The sequence below is a fragment of the Gemmatimonadota bacterium genome (assembly GCA_016704275.1).
Taxonomy (GTDB): Bacteria; Gemmatimonadota; Gemmatimonadetes; order Gemmatimonadales; family GWC2-71-9; genus Palsa-1233.
On the sequence record JADJAK010000003.1, the window covers coordinates 178007 to 194561 of the forward strand.

Annotated in this window: 16 protein-coding genes and 1 tRNA gene; 15 read left to right on the forward strand and 2 right to left on the reverse strand. The window is 70.0% G+C overall.

Annotated features, from left to right (window positions below):
* Positions 1–2 precede the first annotated feature (2 nt).
* The 13 genes from rplT to recN are packed head-to-tail and all read left to right on the forward strand — an operon-like array spanning position 3 to position 13848.
* Positions 3–362 carry a 50S ribosomal protein L20 gene (gene rplT / locus IPG05_08410; GenBank protein ID MBK6495111.1) on the forward strand — a complete coding sequence of 120 codons (360 nt, stop codon included), beginning with the start codon at positions 3–5 and terminating at the stop codon, positions 360–362.
* Positions 307–1524, forward strand: a complete 1218-nt coding sequence (gene pheS, locus IPG05_08415) for a phenylalanine--tRNA ligase subunit alpha (protein ID MBK6495112.1) — start codon at positions 307–309, stop codon at positions 1522–1524. Before rplT ends, pheS begins: the two co-directional genes overlap by 56 nt.
* Positions 1521–3899, forward strand: a complete 2379-nt coding sequence (locus IPG05_08420; protein MBK6495113.1) for a phenylalanine--tRNA ligase subunit beta — start codon at positions 1521–1523, stop codon at positions 3897–3899. The genes pheS and IPG05_08420 overlap by 4 nt, the downstream gene beginning before the upstream one ends.
* Entirely contained in the window at positions 3874–4188 is a 315-nt protein-coding gene (locus IPG05_08425; GenBank protein MBK6495114.1) for a hypothetical protein, read from the forward strand. The genes IPG05_08420 and IPG05_08425 overlap by 26 nt, the downstream gene beginning before the upstream one ends.
* Positions 4185–4502 carry a cell division protein ZapA gene (locus IPG05_08430; GenBank protein ID MBK6495115.1) on the forward strand — a complete coding sequence of 106 codons (318 nt, stop codon included), beginning with the start codon at positions 4185–4187 and terminating at the stop codon, positions 4500–4502. The genes IPG05_08425 and IPG05_08430 overlap by 4 nt, the downstream gene beginning before the upstream one ends.
* Positions 4503–4541: 39 nt before the next feature.
* Positions 4542–6125 carry a ribonuclease Y gene (rny, locus tag IPG05_08435; protein MBK6495116.1) on the forward strand — a complete coding sequence of 528 codons (1584 nt, stop codon included), beginning with the start codon at positions 4542–4544 and terminating at the stop codon, positions 6123–6125.
* Positions 6122–7012 (forward strand): bifunctional 5,10-methylene-tetrahydrofolate dehydrogenase/5,10-methylene-tetrahydrofolate cyclohydrolase, encoded by an 891-nt coding sequence (locus tag IPG05_08440; protein ID MBK6495117.1) that lies wholly within the window; start codon positions 6122–6124, stop codon positions 7010–7012. The genes rny and IPG05_08440 overlap by 4 nt, the downstream gene beginning before the upstream one ends.
* A complete protein-coding gene (gene xseA / locus IPG05_08445; GenBank protein MBK6495118.1) occupies positions 7009–8271 on the forward strand; it encodes an exodeoxyribonuclease VII large subunit in 1263 nt (420 codons plus the stop codon). Before IPG05_08440 ends, xseA begins: the two co-directional genes overlap by 4 nt.
* On the forward strand, positions 8268–8498 hold the full coding sequence (gene xseB, locus IPG05_08450; protein ID MBK6495119.1) for an exodeoxyribonuclease VII small subunit: 231 nt from the start codon (positions 8268–8270) through the stop codon (positions 8496–8498). The genes xseA and xseB overlap by 4 nt, the downstream gene beginning before the upstream one ends.
* Positions 8491–9402, forward strand: a complete 912-nt coding sequence (locus tag IPG05_08455) for a polyprenyl synthetase family protein (protein ID MBK6495120.1) — start codon at positions 8491–8493, stop codon at positions 9400–9402. Before xseB ends, IPG05_08455 begins: the two co-directional genes overlap by 8 nt.
* A 24-nt stretch (positions 9403–9426) precedes the next feature.
* Positions 9427–11316, forward strand: a complete 1890-nt coding sequence (locus IPG05_08460) for a 1-deoxy-D-xylulose-5-phosphate synthase (protein MBK6495121.1) — start codon at positions 9427–9429, stop codon at positions 11314–11316.
* Positions 11270–12187 carry an NAD(+)/NADH kinase gene (locus IPG05_08465; GenBank protein MBK6495122.1) on the forward strand — a complete coding sequence of 306 codons (918 nt, stop codon included), beginning with the start codon at positions 11270–11272 and terminating at the stop codon, positions 12185–12187. Before IPG05_08460 ends, IPG05_08465 begins: the two co-directional genes overlap by 47 nt.
* Positions 12187–13848, forward strand: a complete 1662-nt coding sequence (gene recN, locus IPG05_08470; GenBank protein MBK6495123.1) for a DNA repair protein RecN — start codon at positions 12187–12189, stop codon at positions 13846–13848. Before IPG05_08465 ends, recN begins: the two co-directional genes overlap by 1 nt.
* On the opposite strand, the gene IPG05_08475 is transcribed toward recN, so the two are convergent.
* Positions 13835–15394, reverse strand: coding sequence for a hypothetical protein (locus IPG05_08475; protein ID MBK6495124.1), 1560 nt, complete (start codon positions 15392–15394; stop codon positions 13835–13837). The two genes, recN and IPG05_08475, sit on opposite strands and share 14 nt — an antisense overlap.
* Before the next feature lie 59 nt (positions 15395–15453).
* Between IPG05_08475 and IPG05_08480 the strand changes: the two genes are divergently transcribed.
* A tRNA-Leu gene (locus tag IPG05_08480) sits at positions 15454–15536 on the forward strand.
* A 25-nt stretch (positions 15537–15561) separates the two neighbouring features.
* Complete coding sequence (locus IPG05_08485; protein ID MBK6495125.1) at positions 15562–16011, forward strand: prepilin-type N-terminal cleavage/methylation domain-containing protein; 450 nt, start codon at positions 15562–15564, stop codon at positions 16009–16011.
* Here IPG05_08485 and IPG05_08490 read toward each other — a convergent pair.
* Complete coding sequence (locus IPG05_08490) at positions 16008–16499, reverse strand: hypothetical protein (protein ID MBK6495126.1); 492 nt, start codon at positions 16497–16499, stop codon at positions 16008–16010. The genes IPG05_08485 and IPG05_08490 overlap by 4 nt on opposite strands.
* Positions 16500–16555: the final 56 nt, after the last annotated feature.

The window sequence follows — 16555 nt, forward strand, 5'->3', positions numbered from 1 at the left end:
CCATGTCACGCGTCAAGAATGGTGTTGCCCACCACGCTCGCAAGAAGAAGATCATGGAAGCCGCCAAGGGTGGCTTCGGATCGCGCAGCAAGCTGTACAAGGCCGCGAAGGAGAACGTCGAGCGGGGCCTGGCGTACGCCTACCGCGACCGCCGCAAGAAGAAGGGCGACTTCCGCCGCCTCTGGATCGTCCGCATCGGCGCCGCCGCGCGCATGCACGACATTTCGTACTCGCGGTTGATGGCGGGCCTCAAGGCCGCCGGCGTCGAGGTGAACCGCAAGGTCCTCGCCGACCTCGCCGTGAACGATGCCGACGCGTTTGCGAAGCTGGCCGAAATGGCGAAGGCGCACCAGGCGGCCTGAGCCGCCCTGCCACGCACTTCGCCCGCGGGGCCGGCCGTCGCTGCACGGGCGGCCCCGCTGTCGCTTTCCGCCGCCATCGTCGTCCGGAGTCGTCGTGTCCGAGTCGCCTGATCATCCGTCGCTCGCGCCCCTTCGGGCGCGGCTTGCCGCCATCCCCACGCTCGCCGCCGACGCCCTCGAGGCCGAAGCGACCGCCCTGCTCGGCCGCAAGGCGGGCGAGGTCACCGCGCTCCTGAAGGGGCTCGCCGCGCTTCCGCTCGAGGAGAAGCGCGCCGTGGGTGGCGCCCTCAATCGCCTCAAGGTCGAGCTCGAAGCCGCCGTCGAGGCGCGCCGCACCGAGCTCGCCGCCGCCACCGCCTCGCTCGCCTCGCGCGATGTCGACCTCACCATGCCGGGCCGCGCGCAGTGGCCCGGCACGCTGCATCCGGTGACCGTCGTGGTCGACGAGATCGTCGAGATCTTCCGCGGCTTGGGCTTCGCCGTGGCACTCGGCCCCGAGGCCGAGGATGAGCAGCACAACTTCGGGATGCTGAACTTCCCGCCCGATCATCCGGCGATGGACATGCACGACACGCTCTACCTCGATCCCGAGGGCGCGCCGCGCCCGGTGGGCGAGCGGATGCTGTTGCGCACCCACACCTCGCCGGTGCAGATCCGCGTGATGCAGGATGGCCCGCCGCCGTATCGCGTCGTGATCCCCGGCATCGTCTACCGCAACGACCCGTTCGATCCGTCGCACGCCCCGGCCTTCTCGCAGATCGAAGGCCTCGCCGTCGACGAGGGCATCACCTTCGTCGATCTCAAGGCGACGCTGACGCACTTCGCGCAGCGCTTCCTCGGGCCCGACACGCGCGTCCGCTTCCGGCCGTCGTTCTTCCCGTTCACGGAACCGTCGGCCGAGATGGATGTCGGCTGCCGCCTCTGTGATGGCGCCGGCTGCGCCGCGTGCAAGGGGACCGGTTGGATGGAGATCCTCGGCTGCGGCATGGTGCACGAGAACGTCCTGCGCGGCGTTGGCCTCGACCCCGAGCGCTGGACCGGCTTCGCCTTCGGCATGGGCCCGCAGCGCATTGCCATGCAGCGCTACGGCCTGCCCGACATCCGCCTGCTCTACGGCGGCGACATGCGCGTGCTCTCGCAGTTCGGGGGGATCGGCCGATGAAGATCTCGCGCCGCTGGCTGGAGGCCTTCCTCCGCCAGCCTCTCGACGCCAAGGACATTGCCGCCCGCCTCGGCATGCTCGGCGCGCCGGTCGACGCGATCGAACCGATCGGTGCCGACCTCACGCCGTTCGTCGTGGCACTCGTCACCGACGTGCGCCCGCACCCGAACGCCGACAAGCTCCGCGTCACGACGGTCGATGATGGCAGTGGGACGATCTTCCAGGTGGTTTGCGGCGCCCCGAATGTGACGGCCGGAAAGAAGTACCCGTTCGCACGCCTCGGCACCGTGATGCCTGGTGGCATGCTGATCGAGAAGCGGAAGCTGCGCGGCGAGGCCTCCGAGGGGATGCTCTGCTCGGCGCGCGAGCTCGGCCTCGGCCAGGATCACGACGGCCTCATGACGCTCGACACGGACGCGGCCCCGGGGACGCGGTTGCTCGAGATCCTGCACGACAGCGGCGACGATCGCCTCGACGTCGACGTGACGCCGAACCGCCCCGACCTGCTCGGCCACAAGGGCGTCGCGCGCGAACTCGCCGCGTCGTACGGCGTGCCCTATCGGTTGCCCGAAGTGCCCGGCGAGGTGGAGCTCGACTTGCCGGTGCCGGGCCGCTATACCGACCAGGTGCAGGTCGGCGGCGTGAAGCTCGCGATCGCCGACCATGGCTGTGGTCGCTTCTTCGCCGCCGTGATTCGGGGCGTGAAGGTTGGCCCCTCGCCGGCGTGGCTGCAGCAGCGGCTCGAAGGCGCGGGCGTCCGCTCCATCAACAACGTCGTCGACGTCACCAACTATGTCATGCTCGAGCTCAACCAGCCGATGCATGCCTATGACGCCGCGACGCTGCGCGGTCCGGCGTTGATCGTGCGCGGAGCGCGTGAGGGGGAGTCGCTGGTCACCCTCGATGGCGTCACCCGCACGGTGGCAGCAGGCTCGCTGATGATCGCCGATGCGGAGCGGGCGATCGGCATCGCCGGCGTGATGGGTGGCCACGACACCGAAGTCACCGATGCCACCACCGACATCTTCCTCGAGTGCGCCTGGTTCGATCCGTCCCGCGTGCGGGCGGCGCGGCGTGCCGCCAACCTCTCGACCGATGCCTCGCAGCGCTTCGAGCGCGGCACCGATCGCTGGGGCGCGGTCGATGCGTTCCGCCGTGCCATTCGGATGTTGGTGACGGTCGCGGGCGGCACGCTCGATGGCCCCACGGTTGATGTCTTCCCGGTGCCGTCGCATCCGCCGCGGATCTTCCTCCGTCCGGCGCGCGTGGCGCAGGTACTCGGGGTTGAGCTGGCGTGGGGCACGATCGAGAAGCAGCTGGTGAAGATGGGCGCCACCGTCGTGGCGAAGCCCGAGGATGGCCGGATGGCGGTCGACGTCCCTGGCTGGCGTCCCGACGTGACGACCGAGATCGACCTGATCGAGGAAGTGGCGCGCCTCTATGGCTACGACCAGCTGCCGACCGACCTGCGTGGCTTCCGCCCCGGCACCCGCCAGGACGATGCGGCCTGGGGAACGGCCGCCCGCATCCGTCGCGGACTCGCGGCGAGCGGCTTCTCCGAGGTCATGACACTGCCCATGGTGGCGGCTGGTGGCGCGGACGCCGTCCGCCTCCTCAACCCGCTCTCGGCGGAGCAGGGGATGCTCCGCGACGCCCTCCTTCCGGCGCTGGTCCAGCAGGTCGAGGCCAACTGGGCCCTCCAGACTGGCGACGTTCGCCTCTTCGAGGTCGGGACCGTCTTCGCGAAGGGGCCGGCCGGTGACCGGCCAGCCGAGGCGATGCACGCGGCGTTCGTCCTGACCGGGGCACGGCACCCGATGCACTGGACCGACGGGGGGAAGGCGCCCCAGTGGGACCGGTGGGATGCCAGAGCCCGGTTCGAACAATTGGTGGCTCTGGCGCATCCGGCGGCTGGGGTCCAAGTTGAAGAGGGGCGGTGGGTTGCCCGGGGTCCGGACGGTGCGGTGGTCGGGCACTGCGGACCGCTCGTTGCCGATGCGCCGCCGTGGGCCGCGCCGCTCTTCGGCGGGGAGATCACGGTGACGCAGGCGGTGGCCGCGGCGCTCCCCTTCATCCCGGTCCCGGCCTTCCCGGCGGCCACCCGCGATTTGGCACTGCTCGTTCCCGATGCCTGCGCCGTCGAGGCGGTGACCACCCTCCTGCTGCAGCGCGGGCAACGCCATGCGCTCGCGTCGGTGGCAGTCGTGGACGAGTACCGAGGCAAGAATCTTCCGGACGGTCGGCGCAGCGTGGCGGTGCGGTTGGTCTTCCGCGCCGCCGATCGCACCCTGACCGATGCCGATGTGGAGCAGGCGATGGGCCGCCTGCGGACTTCCCTGGAGCGCGAGCTTGACGTCACCGTACGTACGTCCTGACCTGCCGGCACTGGCCGAACTCGATCGGGTGCTCCGGCACCTGACCGACGAGTTGGCCGGATGGCGCCGTCGCTGCCTCAAGGCGGAAGCGGAGCTGCAGGGACTCAAGGCCCAGGACGGCATGGTGCCGGGGCAGCAGGTGATCGGGATGCAGGCGCGCACGCTCGACCTGCAGCGCGAGAACCTCGACCTGCGTGCGCGCGTCGACCGTGCCCGCGACATGGTCGTCCGGCTGCAGCAGCGGCTCGCCTTTCTCGAGCAGGAATTCGGGTCGGAGGCACGCTCGTGAGCGAGGCCCCCAAGCAGTCGGTGCGCGTGGTGGTCGGGGGCGAGGAACTGGTGGTCCGTTCCGAGTTGCCCGCCGAATACACCCGCGACGTCGCCGCGTACCTCGATGACAAGCTGCGCGGCATCCGGGCGATGCTGCCGACCCTGGAGGCCCACAAGGCCGCCATCCTTGCCGGGCTCGCCGTGACCGACGAGCTCTTTCGTGCCCGTCGTACCGACGGGGAAGTGGCCAGCCGCATCACGGCGCTGGCCGATGACCTGACGCGTCTCCTGCCGCCTGCCAAGCGCGGCCCCCGTGGGGGCGCGACCGAGTGACCACTGCCCGGTGCCGCCTGGCACCGGTCGAGGGCATAAATGATGGATACGACGCTGATGATCGCCGCAGTCGGCGGTCTGGTGGTGGGCGTTCCGATCGGGATGTTCCTCTGGAACATGGTGCTCGCGCGCAGTGCCCGCTCCTTGCGGGCGCTGGGCGACCGGGCCCGACAGGACGCCGCGGAGCTGGTGGCAGCCGCCGAGCGCGACGCCGGGGTGACCCGCGAGCGCCAGGTGGTGGCGGCCCGTGAGGAAGCAGTCGCCATCAAGGAAGAGGCGGCGCGCGAGGCGGCCCGACGCCGCGATGAGGTCGACAAGGCGGAGCGTCGACTGGCTGATCGCGAAGCCCAGGTCGCGGAGCGGCAGGATCGGCTGCGCACCGAGGAGAAGGCGGTGGAACAGCGTCGCGGCGAGTTCGCCGCGCGCGAACAGGGGCTGATGGCCCGGCAAGCCGAGTTGACGCTGCTGCATGGCGAAGTGCAGCAGCGGCTCGAGCGCGTCGCCGGGCTCAGCGCCGAGGCCGCCGCCCGCGAGGTCCGGCAACAGGTCGAGGACGAGGCGCGGACCCAGGCCGCTGCCGCCGGTCGCGAGATCCGGGAGCGCGCCAAGCGCGAGGCGGACAAGGATGCCCGGCGCATTCTCGCGATCACCACCCAGCGACTCGCCGCCGAGCACACCGCCGAGTCGACCGTCTCGGCGGTCGCCCTCCCCAACGACGAGATGAAGGGCCGGATCATCGGGCGCGAGGGGCGGAACATCCGTGCCTTCGAGCTTGCCACCGGCGTTGATGTCATTATCGACGACACCCCGGACACCGTGGTGATCTCCTGCTTCGATCCGGTGCGTCGCGAGGTCGCGCGGCGCGCGCTCGACGCGCTCGTCGTCGACGGCCGGATCCATCCGGGCCGCATCGAGGAAGTCGTCGTCAAGGCGAAGACCGAGCTCGATGCCCAGCTGGTCGAGATGGGAGAGCGTGCCGCGCACGACGTCGGCGTGCACGGGCTGCATCCGGAGTTGATCCGCCTCATCGGGCGGATGCGCTACCGCAGTTCCTACGGCCAGAACCTCTACGAACACTCGAAGGAAGTCGCCTGGCTCGCCGGGATGATGGCCGCCGAGCTCAAGCTCGACGTCGCCCTCGCGCGCCGCGGCGGCCTGCTCCACGACATCGGCAAGGTCCTCACCCACGAGCACGAGGGCACCCACGTCCAGCTCGGCGTCGAGGTCTGCCGCCGCCATGGCGAATCGGCCGCCGTGCTCAACTGCATCGAGGCGCACCACGACGACGTGCCGCACGACAGCAGCGAATCGGTGCTGGTGCAAGCGTCGGACTCGGTCAGCGGATCACGGCCGGGTGCGCGGCGCGAGGCGTTCGAGACGTACGTCAAGCGGCTCACCAAGCTCGAGGAGATCGCCGGCGGCTATCCCGGTGTCGAGAAGACCACGGTGATTCAAGCGGGGCGTGAGGTGCGGGTGATCGTGCAGCCCGAGAAGATCGACGATGCCGCGGCGCAGCTCCTCTCGGAGACCATCGCCAGGCGCATCGAACAGGAACTCCAATACCCCGGACAGATTCGCGTGACCGTCATTCGTGAGACCCGTGCCACCGACGTGGCCAAGTGAGCGCCCGCCTTCTGGACGGCGTCGCGATGGCGGCCGCCATTCGTGGGGAAGTGGCGGCCCGTGTCGCCGAGCTCCGGCGCAACGGCCTTGTCCCAGGGCTGGCCGTGGTGCTGGTTGGTGAGAATCCCGCCTCGCAGATCTACGTCCGCTCCAAGGGGAAGGCGTGCCTGGAGGCGGGGATGCACTCCGAGACCATCGTGCTTCCCCTCGAGACAACGGAAGCGGAACTCTTCGCCACCATCGATCGCCTCAACGCCGACCCGGCGATCCACGGCATGCTGATTCAGCTGCCGCTCCCGCCGCACATCGACACCGACAAGGTCCTCCGGCATATCGACCCCGCGAAGGATGTGGACGGATTCCATCCGGTCAACGTCGGTCGGCTCGTCCTTGGCGACCCGGGCGCCCTGAAGCCGGCGACGCCCTCGGGCATTCAGCAGATGCTCATCCGCAGTGGCATCGAGACGAAGGGCGCGCATGCGGTCATCATCGGTCGTTCGACGATCGTCGGTCGCCCGATGGCCAACCTGCTCATCCAATCCGGCATCGGCGGTGATGCGACGGTGACCGTCGCCCACTCGCGCAGCCGCGATCTCCCCGCCATCTGCCGGAGCGCCGACATTCTCGTCGTGGCGATCGGTCGCGCCGAGTTCGTCACCGCGGACATGGTGAAGCCGGGCGCGACCATCATCGACGTTGGCATCAATCGGGTGGATGACGCCTCGCGCCCGCGCGGCTACCGCGTCGCCGGCGACGTCGATTTCGGGCCCGTATCGGAAGTGGCCGGGGCGATCACGCCGGTGCCGGGTGGGGTGGGGCCGATGACGATCGCGATGCTGCTCTCCAATACGCTGCAGGCGGCCACGGCCGCGCCGCTGACCTGGTGAGCACGCCCGACGAGGCCTGGTCGGTCTCGCGACTCGCCCGCGCCATCAAGCGCCAGGTCGAGGAGGGGATGGAGCCGGTCTGGGTGCGCGGTGAGCTGGTCGGCGTGAAACGCTATCCGAGCGGCCACTGGTACTTCGGCCTGCGCGACGAAGCCGCGAAGGTCGATTGCACGCTGTGGAAGGGCGTGGCGTCCCGGCTGACCGGCCCGCTCGAGGAAGGGCAGGAGGTCTTCGCGCTCGGCACGCCGAATGTCTGGGAAGAGCGCACCTCCCTCCGCTTCAACGTGACGCGCGTCGTCCCCGCCGCCGGCATCGGCGCGGCGGCACAGCAGGTCGAGCGCACCAAGCAGGCGCTGCTCAAGGACGGCCTCCTCGACCCGGCACGCAAGCGGCCACTGCCGCGCTTCCCGCTCAGGATCGCCGTCATCACCTCGATCGCGGGCGCGGCCGTCCACGACATCATCACTGTGGCGACGCGGCGCTGGCCCGGGGTCGAACTCTTCGTCGTGAACAGCGCGGTGCAGGGCGAGGCCGCACCCGGGGAGCTTGTCGCCGCGCTGGCGACGGTGGCCCGACTGGAGGCGATCGACTGTTGCATCATCGGTCGAGGCGGCGGGGCGCGCGAGGATCTCGCGGCCTTCAATGACGAGGGCGTCTGCCGTGCGATCGCCGCGTGCCCGGTGCCGGTGATCTCCGCGGTGGGGCACGAGGTCGATGTCACGCTCGCCGACCTGGTCGCCGATATTCGCGCGGCCACGCCATCGCAGGCGGCGGAGTTCGCGCTGCCGGATCGTCGCGAGGTGCAGGCCCGGCTCAATGGGCTCGGCGCGGCGCTCGCCGCCCAGGGGATGGGCCATGTCACCGCCGCGCAGCAACGACTCGATCGCACCCGGGACCGGATGGGAAGTGCGCTGCTCGATCAGCTGCGGAGTGCCGAGCGTCGGCTGTTGCAGGTGCAGGGCCGTCTGCCCCTGGCACTCGAACGGCACGCCCGGGTGCCACGCGAGCGACTCGCCGCGCTGCAGGCTCGGCTGACACCCGCGATGGAGCGCCGCGTGGCCCGTGATCGGGCACGCGTCGGCCGTCTGGCCGGACAGCTCGATGCCCTGTCGCCGCTGGCGGTCCTCGGGCGCGGCTATGCCATGGCGCGCGACGCGGACGGGCGTGTCCTGCGGCGACAGGCCGACCTGCCGCCCGGTACCCGATTCACCCTGACTGTTGCCGACGGCCCCGTGGCCGCCCGCGTGGAGGATGCATGAGCGATACCCCGACCCTGGGTCAGGACCTTGCCCGACTCGAGGAAATTGTCCGCCGGCTGGAAGACGACGATCTCGCCCTCGAGGCCGCGCTGCAGCTCTTCGAGGAGGGCGTGACGCGGCTCAAGACCGCCCAGTCGCGACTCGCCGTGGCCGAAGCGCGTGTGATGCAGGTGCTCCAGGATTCGGAACAGTCCGGCGGCCTGCGGCTTGAACCGCTTGATGGCTGAGCAGGCCGACCACACGGCGCGGCGGGTGCTCGACGAGGCACGACGCCTCGTCGATGCGCGCCTGGAGGCCTGGGCCGAGCGGATGGCCGGCGAAGTGCCGGGCCAGCTCGGCGAGGCGCTCGCGTACGCCCTCCGCAGCCCCGGGAAACGCGTCCGACCGGCGCTGCTCCTGAGCGCCGCGCGTGCCGTCGGTGGCGACGCGATGGCGGTGCTCGAGGTGGCCACCGCCGTCGAAATCGTCCACACCTACTCGCTGGTGCACGACGACCTCCCGTGCATGGACGACGACGCCATGCGTCGGGGCCGGCCGACCACCCACTGTGCCTTCGATGTGGCCACAGCCACCCGCGTGGGGTTCCTGCTCGTGCCGGTCGCCGCGGAGGCATTGGCGGAGGCGGCCGAGTCCCTCGCGCTGGGTGCCGAGGCGCGCCGGGCGCTCGCCGAGGAGTTGTTCGAGGCGGGCGGAATTCGAGGAATGGTCGGCGGACAGTGGCTCGATCTCGAGGCGGAGAACCGCCAGTTGGACCTCCCGGGGCTGATGGCGGTACACCGAGGGAAGACTGGGGCACTGATCCGGTCGGCCCTGGTCCTCGGCGGGATCGCCGCGGGGGCCACGACCGCCCAGCTGGACGCCTTGCGCCGCTTTGGTGAGGAGATCGGGCTCGCCTTTCAGGTGGCCGATGACGTCCTCGATGCCACTGCGACAACCGAGGCGCTGGGCAAGACCGCCGGGCGCGATGCCGAACTCGCCAAGTCGACATACGTGGGGCTGCTGGGGGTCGAGGGAGCGCGGGCGGAGGCGGCCCGGCACCAGGCCCTCGCGATCACGGCCCTCACCGACGCCGGGCTCCCGACCGAGACCCTCGGCGCGCTCGCGCGGTATATTGTCTCAAGAGCATCCTGACCCTTTTCCCTACGGGGATTGACCGTGTCACTTCTCGCCCAGATTCAGGGCCCTGCCGATCTCAAGAAGCTCTCGCGTGACCAGCTGCCCCAGCTGGCCCAGGAGATTCGTGATCGTCTGATCGAGTGCTGTTCGATCACCGGCGGCCACATCGGTGCCTCCCTCGGTGTCGTCGAGCTGACGATTGCGCTCCTCTACGAGTTCGACTCGCCGACCGACAAGGTCGTCTGGGACGTCGGGCATCAGACCTACTCGTGGAAGCTGCTCACCGGCCGCAACGATGCGTTCCCGACCTTGCGGACGAAGGGCGGCGTCTCGGGCTTCCTGAAGCGCGACGAGAGCCCGCATGACCAGTTCGGCGCGGGGCACGCCGGGACCGCCATGTCGGCGGCGCTCGGCATGGCCACGGCGCGCGACCTCAACGGCCTCGACTACAAGGTCGTCGCGGTCGTCGGCGACGGGGCCATGACCTGTGGGCTGTCCTACGAGGGGTTGAACAACGCCGGCCACTCCGATCGCGACATCGTCCTGATCGTCAACGACAACGGGATGAGCATCTCGCCCAATGTCGGCGGCATCTCGAAGATGCTGGGCGGGATCGTCGCCGATCCGCGCACCAATCGTCTCCGCGACCAGATCAAGAAGGTCACCCTCAAGCTCGGCGGCGTGTTCGGCGATGGCGTCGTCGAGTTCGCCAAGAACATCGAGGAGTCGGCCAAGAATCTCTTCTCCGAGGGGATGCTCTTCGAAGAACTCGGCTTCCGCTATTTCGGTCCGATCGACGGCCATGACCTCGACAAGCTCACGGAGACGCTGGCGTTCGTGCGCAAGCTCGAGGGGCCGCGCGTCGTGCATGTGCTGACGGAGAAGGGAAAGGGCTTCTCGTTTGCCGAAGCCAATCGCGAGAAGTGGCATGGTCTGGCGGCGTATGACCCGATCACGGGTGAGGCGCGCAAGAAGGCCTCGGGGCCGCCGACCTGGACGCAGATCTTTGGCGACACGCTCGTCGCGCTCGGCAACGAACATCCGGAGCTCGCGGTGATCACCGCCGCAATGCCGAGCGGCACCGGCACGAACATCTTCGAGAAGGCGCATCCGACCCGCTTCTTCGATGTCGGCATCGCCGAAGGGCACGCGGTGACCTTCGCCGGTGGCCTGGCGACGCAGGGCATCCGTCCGGTCGTCGCCATCTACTCGACGTTCCTCCAGCGCGCCTACGACAACATCATCCACGACATCGCGGTGCAGCATCTCCCGGTGATCTTCGCGATGGACCGCGCGGGGCTGGTGGGTGAGGACGGCCAGACCCACATGGGGTTGTATGACATCCCCTACATGCTGGCGGTGCCGGGACTGACCGTGATGGCGCCGAAGGATGCCGACGAGATGGTCGGCCTGATGCGCACGGCGCTCACGCTGGATGGCCCGGCCTGCCTGCGCTATCCGCGCGACAAGGCGCCGACCGATCCGAATCCGGTGGCGTCGGTGCCCGCCGTGCCCTACGGCACGTGGGAATTGCTCACCCCGGGGCGCGACGTCGCGATTCTCGGCGTTGGCACGATGGCGTTGCCAGGGCAGGAAGCGGCCGAACTCCTTCGCGCCCAGGGCATCGAGGCGGCCGCCGTCAACGCCCGCTTCATCAAGCCGGTGGACGAGGCGATGATCGAGGAGCTGGCGCGCGATTGTCGGCTCTTCGTGACCGTCGAGGAGGGGAGTGTCGTGAACGGCTTTGGCGCGATGCTGGCCGAGCGGATGCAGCGCACCCACCCCGAAGTGCGAGTGATCGCCATCGGCATCGCGGACGAGCTGATCCTGCAGGCGCCGCGCACCGAGCAGCTCGAGGCGTACGATCTCACCGCGACGGGGATTGCCCGGCGCACCACCGAGGCACTGCGCACCGCCCTGGTGCGCTGAGACGCTCCTGCGCATCGGCCTCGTCGGAAACCCGCGCTACGCCGACCTGCGGGTCGCGCTCGCCGACACGGCGCGGATCGCCGCGGCGCGCGGGTGGTCGCTCACCGGCTCAGCGGAGCTGGCCGAAATGGCGCCGGTCCCGCTGGCGCCGTTCGACCCCGCCGAGATCGACCTGCTGGTCACCTTCGGCGGTGACGGCACCTTGCTCCGCGGCGCCCGGCAATTGCACGGCCGCGAAGTCCCCATCCTCGGCGTCAACTTCGGGCGCGTCGGCTTCCTGACCTCCGTCGCGCGTGACGGCGTGGTCGAGGCGCTCACGGCGATCGCTGCCGGAGAGCACCGGCTGTCGCCACGCGCCGCCCTCCACGCCACGATCGTGGACGCCGCCGGCACCATCGTCACCGAACAGACCGCCCTCAATGACGTCGTGCTCCACAAGGGCGGTGTGGCCCGTGTGGTGCGCTTCCAGGTGTTGATCGATGGCGAGCCGATGGGCCCCGTCTCGGCGGACGGGCTGGTCATCGCCTCACCGACCGGATCGACGGCGTACTCGTTGTCGGCTGGGGGCCCCGTCATCGTGCCAACGCTCGATGCGATGATCGTCACGCCGATCTGCGCCCATTCCCTCGGCGTGCGGCCAATCGTCACACGGGGCGACACGCTGGTCCGCATCGAGCCGCTGGAGCCCCGTGCCGCCGACCTGCTCGTTTCCTTCGATGGCCAGGAAACGGCGTCGCTCGGGACCGAGCAGGCCCTCGAGGTCCGCCCGGCGCCGACCCGCGTCATTCTCGTCCGCTTCGGCGATCCTGGGTTCTTTCGCCGGCTCCGCGACAAGCTGCACTGGGGCGACCTCTCCGACCGCGAGCAGTGATGCTTGCCTCCCTGCGGGTGCGGGACCTCGCCACCATCGCCGACGTGACCCTCGAACTCGGCGAGGGCCTCAATGTCCTCACCGGCGAGACCGGCGCTGGCAAGTCGATGCTGGTCGATGCGCTCGCCCTGCTGCTCGGCGATCGCGCTGACCGGGCGGCGGTGCGTCCGGGTGCGACGAAGGCAGTGGTCGAGGGTGCCATCAGCGGCGTGCCGCGGGCGGCGCTGCGGCAGTTGGAGGCCTCCGGACTCGATGCGGAGGAGACGCTGGTGATCCGGCGCGAGGTGACCGCCGAAGGGCGATCGCGCGCGTGGATCAACGGCTCGCCCACGACGGCAGGGGTGCTCGCCACCCTCGGCGCCACGCTGGTCGACCTGCACGGCCAGCACCAGACGCTGCAGCTCCTCGAGGCGGCCGAACAGCGAGCGCTCGTCGACGCCTTTGCCGATGCCGGCCCCGCAGCCGAGGCGGTGGCGCAGGCGTGGCGCGATGCCGCGATGCTGCGCACCGAACGGGAACTGCTCGTGGGGCGTCGCGATGAGGCGATGCGCCGCGCCGATTGGCTGCGCCACGTCGTGGAGGAAGTCGACGGTGCGAAGCTCCTGGCCGGCGAAGAGGAAGCGCTCGACCGGGACATTGCGCGGCTGGCGCAGGCCGGGACGCTCGGCGAGGAGGCCCGCCGATTGGCCGATGCCCTCGATGGCGACGACGCCTCGGCCCGCACCGCCATCGGCCGCGCGGAGCGGGCGCTGAATGGATTGGAACGGCACGACCCATCCGTGGGCGAGTGGCGGGCACTCCTCGATGGTGCCTATGCCCAGCTCGACGAGTTGGCGCGGTCCGCGGCGGCGTACGCCGATGCCATCGCCGAGGAACCGGCGCGACTCGGTGAACTCGAGCGGCGTCGCGATCTCCTCTTCGCGCTCAAGCGGAAGCATGGCGCCACCCTCGCCGACGTCCTGGCCACCCGCGACAACGCGCGTGCCGAGCTCGACCTGCTGGACAGCGCCGCGTTTGATCTTCGCGCGCTGGAGGCACGCGCCGCCGCGGCGGATGCGGCGCTCCGTGCGCTGGCGGCCGATCTCACCGGAAAGCGAACTGCCGCCGCAGAACGGTTGGCACGCGAGGTGACGCGATTGCTCCCCGAGCTGGGCCTTGTTGGTGGCCGCTTCCGCGTCACGCTCCAGTCGATGCCTGAGGTGCGTGAACACGGCGCCGAGGAGGTGACCTTCGAGGTGCAGTTGAATGCGGGGATGGAACCGAGGCCGCTGGCACGAGTCGCCTCCGGCGGAGAGCTCTCGCGCCTGATGCTCGCGCTGAAGGTCGTGCTGGCGCGAGCCGATGCCGTCCCGACGCTGGTCTTCGACGAGATCGATCAGGGGATCGGCGGGGAAGTGGGCGGACGCGTAGGCGCGGCGCTCGCCCAGGTTGCCCTCCGGCATCAGGTGCTCGTGATCACCCACCTGCCACAGATCGCCGCCCGCGGCGACCGACACCTGCGCATCGCGAAGGCCACACGGGATGGCATGGCGACGTCGGACGTGACGCGACTCCACGGCGAGGACCGCGTGCTGGAGCTGGCGCGGATGTTGGGGGGAGATGGCGAGGCGGAACGCGGCCTCGCGCGCGCGCTGCTGGGAGAGGGCGTCAGCGCCCGGTGATCGGCTTGTAGACCCGCAGCACCATCCGCGAGGTGAGCGGCGTGGCGACGACACCGGCACTGCTCGCCACCGTGCGCTCGATCGAGAAGCCCGCCTCCACCGGCATCTTCAGCAGCCCCTCGCGATTCTTTCCATCATGCACAAAGCTGAGGCCGACACCGACGCGCGTTGCATTGGCGGCGGTGCCGTTGACCAGGGTGGCGAGATCGAGGCCGGCGATCGCCTGCGTCGGATCGGCCCATGCCAACCGATCGGCACCGCGGCGCTGATATTGGAGCAGCGCGGTGAGTGCGAAGTGCGGCACGATCCGATAGAACGGTTGCGCGGTCACCGTGAGCAGGTCGCCAGGATTGCGCGCGAACAGCGCCGTGACCCGCGATGGTCGCAGCAACTGGTCGCGCGTGCCCGGCTGTTCCGCCGAGGTCCCCGAAAGCTGCAGTGTCATCAGCGCGCTGCCACGCACCCCGAATCGTCCTCGCCCCAGTTCGGCGACGCCACCGAACTCCACGTCCGGTTGGCCGTCACCGGTGCCTTGATCGAGGAGATAGCCCGCGCGCGGGGCACTCCCGGTCGAGAGCCGCGCGCCCGCGCGTGCCCAAACGCCAAGCCAGTGCGCATCGCCCGGCGACCCACGCCGGAGCACCTCTGCAGTGAGGGCGAGCTCGACATCGCCGAGGCCCACCGGCGGAATGTCTTCGGGCCTCGTGATGCCGAAGCCGGTCGGGGCAGCCAGCAGCGCGTCGAGATCACTGCTGGTCAACACCGCGGCCGGGAGCGCCGGCGCCGCGCTGATGGTCTGGCCTGCAAGCGCGCCGCCGAGGGTCGCGTCGAGGGCCGTGATCGCGGCCAGCACGGCCGTGCCGTCGGCGCTCGATGCGGTGGGCAGCACGGCCGATCCTGAGACGGGATCGGCGAGCAGCGTGAAGAGTCCATCGCGCAACGAGGTGCCCTGGCCGAGGGTCTGTTGCGCGAGGGCAAGCTGCGTCGGGTTCGTGAACGCACCACTCGCGATCCGCCCGCTCAGTGCCGTGAGCGCCTCGTCGAATGCCGTGAAGAACGCCGTGGTCTGGGCAATACCGGCGGCCGTGCCCAGCGAGGCATCGGCGGGATTGAGTCCTGCCGATGCCCCGGCCGCATCAGTGCGGAGTTGGAGCTGGGTACGCGCCGAGACGATCGGCACGGTGACGGCGAAGGTCAGCCGACGGGTGAGGCCAACCGCGAGCCCGAGCGACGCGACGCCACGCTGTTGCTCGGCGATGGCCGTCAGGCCTCCGAGCGTGAGCGGCGCCGATGCACGGCCGAGGACGCGGGCGAGACTGGCCTCGGCATTGGCGAGGAGGGGAGTGGCGGCGGCGTCGAGTGAACCGATGGTGAGCCGGCTCCCCAGCTCCCGCCGCACGCCGTCGATCCGGAGCTGGTCGGTCGGGAAGAACGCCCCGCCCAGCTCAATGCGGAGGACGCCCGCAGGGGCCGTCATCAGCGGGAGCTGCGCCTGGGCGGTGCACACCGGGGCCAGCAACAGGGCGGGAACGAGGCGGCGGATCATCGCCGTCGAAGATAGCGGCATCGGCGCGAGGCGGCCCTCGGTAGCATATTGGTGCCGTGGCTCGGGTGGCGGAATGGTAGACGCAGGGGACTTAAAATCCCCAGGGGGCAACCCCGTCCCGGTTCGAGTCCGGGCCCGAGTATGACTCAACGAGGGGAGATTGCGGCATGGCCCGGTCGAGGCGTGGCTTTACGTTGATTGAATTGCTGGTCGTGGTGCTCATCGTCGGCATTCTCGCGACGATCGCCCTGCCCAGGCTTCAGTACGTTCGCGAAAAGGCCTTTCGGGCCTCGATGCTCTCCGACCTGCACAACCTGGTCTCAGCGCAGGAAGGCCACCTTTCGGTGGTCGGGGATTACGCGGGCGGAATCGCCGCGTCGCAGGTGCTGGTGCCGGGCAATGGCGGGCGAGTTGCCCTGACACCGAGCCCCGGGAATCAGATCACCGTCAGCCTCGCCCCTGGCCCCACGCCCATGACATCAGGCGGGTGGTCGGCTGTCGCGACCAATCCGGGGATCTCGTCGGGCGTGCAGAGCCACTGCGGCATCTTCATGGGGCCGGTGTCCGCCTCGCCCAACGCCGCGGTGACCCAGAGCGGCGTCCCCGCCTGCTACTAGCGCTGACGGGGTGGGGCGACGGCGGCCGTGCCCAGAAACGAGTCGCTGTTCATCCGGTCGGTCAGTTGCAGGAGCGTGCCTGACGCGCGGCTTTCCAGTACGTAGCCGCCGCCGTCGGTGACCCGAAAGGTCACGTCCTCTTCCACCGATCCGGCCTGTTCCAACGAAGTCGGCAAGCGCCCGTTCGATTGTCGATACGCGTCAACACGGGCCCGCTCCAGGTAGAGCGCGAATCGAGTCCGCGCCTCGGCGGCAGCCGGCGTGAGCGGGGCGGCGGGGTCGGGGGCAAAGACCGCCGCGGGCCTCGCGATCCAGAGCCACCCCAGCACGCAAGCGGCGAGAATCCCAATGAAGATGGTGGCCGGGTGCGTCCCGTTCCGAGGCGGGGGTTGCTGGCGCCGTTGTGTCTCGGCCGCCTCGGCACGCTGCGAATCCGCCACCGCCTGCAGCGCCTCGACCAGGTCTTTTCGTCGGTTCTCCTGCGTCATCTATCCTCCAAAACGCACCAGGGCGTATTGCGTGGCAGCCGCCGCCCAGCGACTAT

What these genes read in the sequence shown, in the direction of transcription:
- rplT (MBK6495111.1), top strand. Translation starts at nt 3, where the DNA reads ATGTCACGCGTCAAGAATGGTGTTGCCCACCACGCTCGCAAGAAGAAG.
- pheS (MBK6495112.1), top strand. Translation starts at nt 307, where the DNA reads ATGCCGACGCGTTTGCGAAGCTGGCCGAAATGGCGAAGGCGCACCAGG.
- IPG05_08420 (MBK6495113.1), top strand. Translation starts at nt 1,521, where the DNA reads ATGAAGATCTCGCGCCGCTGGCTGGAGGCCTTCCTCCGCCAGCCTCTC.
- rny (MBK6495116.1), top strand. Translation starts at nt 4,542, where the DNA reads ATGATGGATACGACGCTGATGATCGCCGCAGTCGGCGGTCTGGTGGTG.
- xseB (MBK6495119.1), top strand. Translation starts at nt 8,268, where the DNA reads ATGAGCGATACCCCGACCCTGGGTCAGGACCTTGCCCGACTCGAGGAA.
- IPG05_08455 (MBK6495120.1), top strand. Translation starts at nt 8,491, where the DNA reads ATGGCTGAGCAGGCCGACCACACGGCGCGGCGGGTGCTCGACGAGGCA.
- recN (MBK6495123.1), top strand. Translation starts at nt 12,187, where the DNA reads ATGCTTGCCTCCCTGCGGGTGCGGGACCTCGCCACCATCGCCGACGTG.
- IPG05_08475 (MBK6495124.1), bottom strand. Translation starts at nt 15,394, where the DNA reads ATGATCCGCCGCCTCGTTCCCGCCCTGTTGCTGGCCCCGGTGTGCACC.
- IPG05_08485 (MBK6495125.1), top strand. Translation starts at nt 15,562, where the DNA reads ATGGCCCGGTCGAGGCGTGGCTTTACGTTGATTGAATTGCTGGTCGTG.
- IPG05_08490 (MBK6495126.1), bottom strand. Translation starts at nt 16,499, where the DNA reads ATGACGCAGGAGAACCGACGAAAAGACCTGGTCGAGGCGCTGCAGGCG.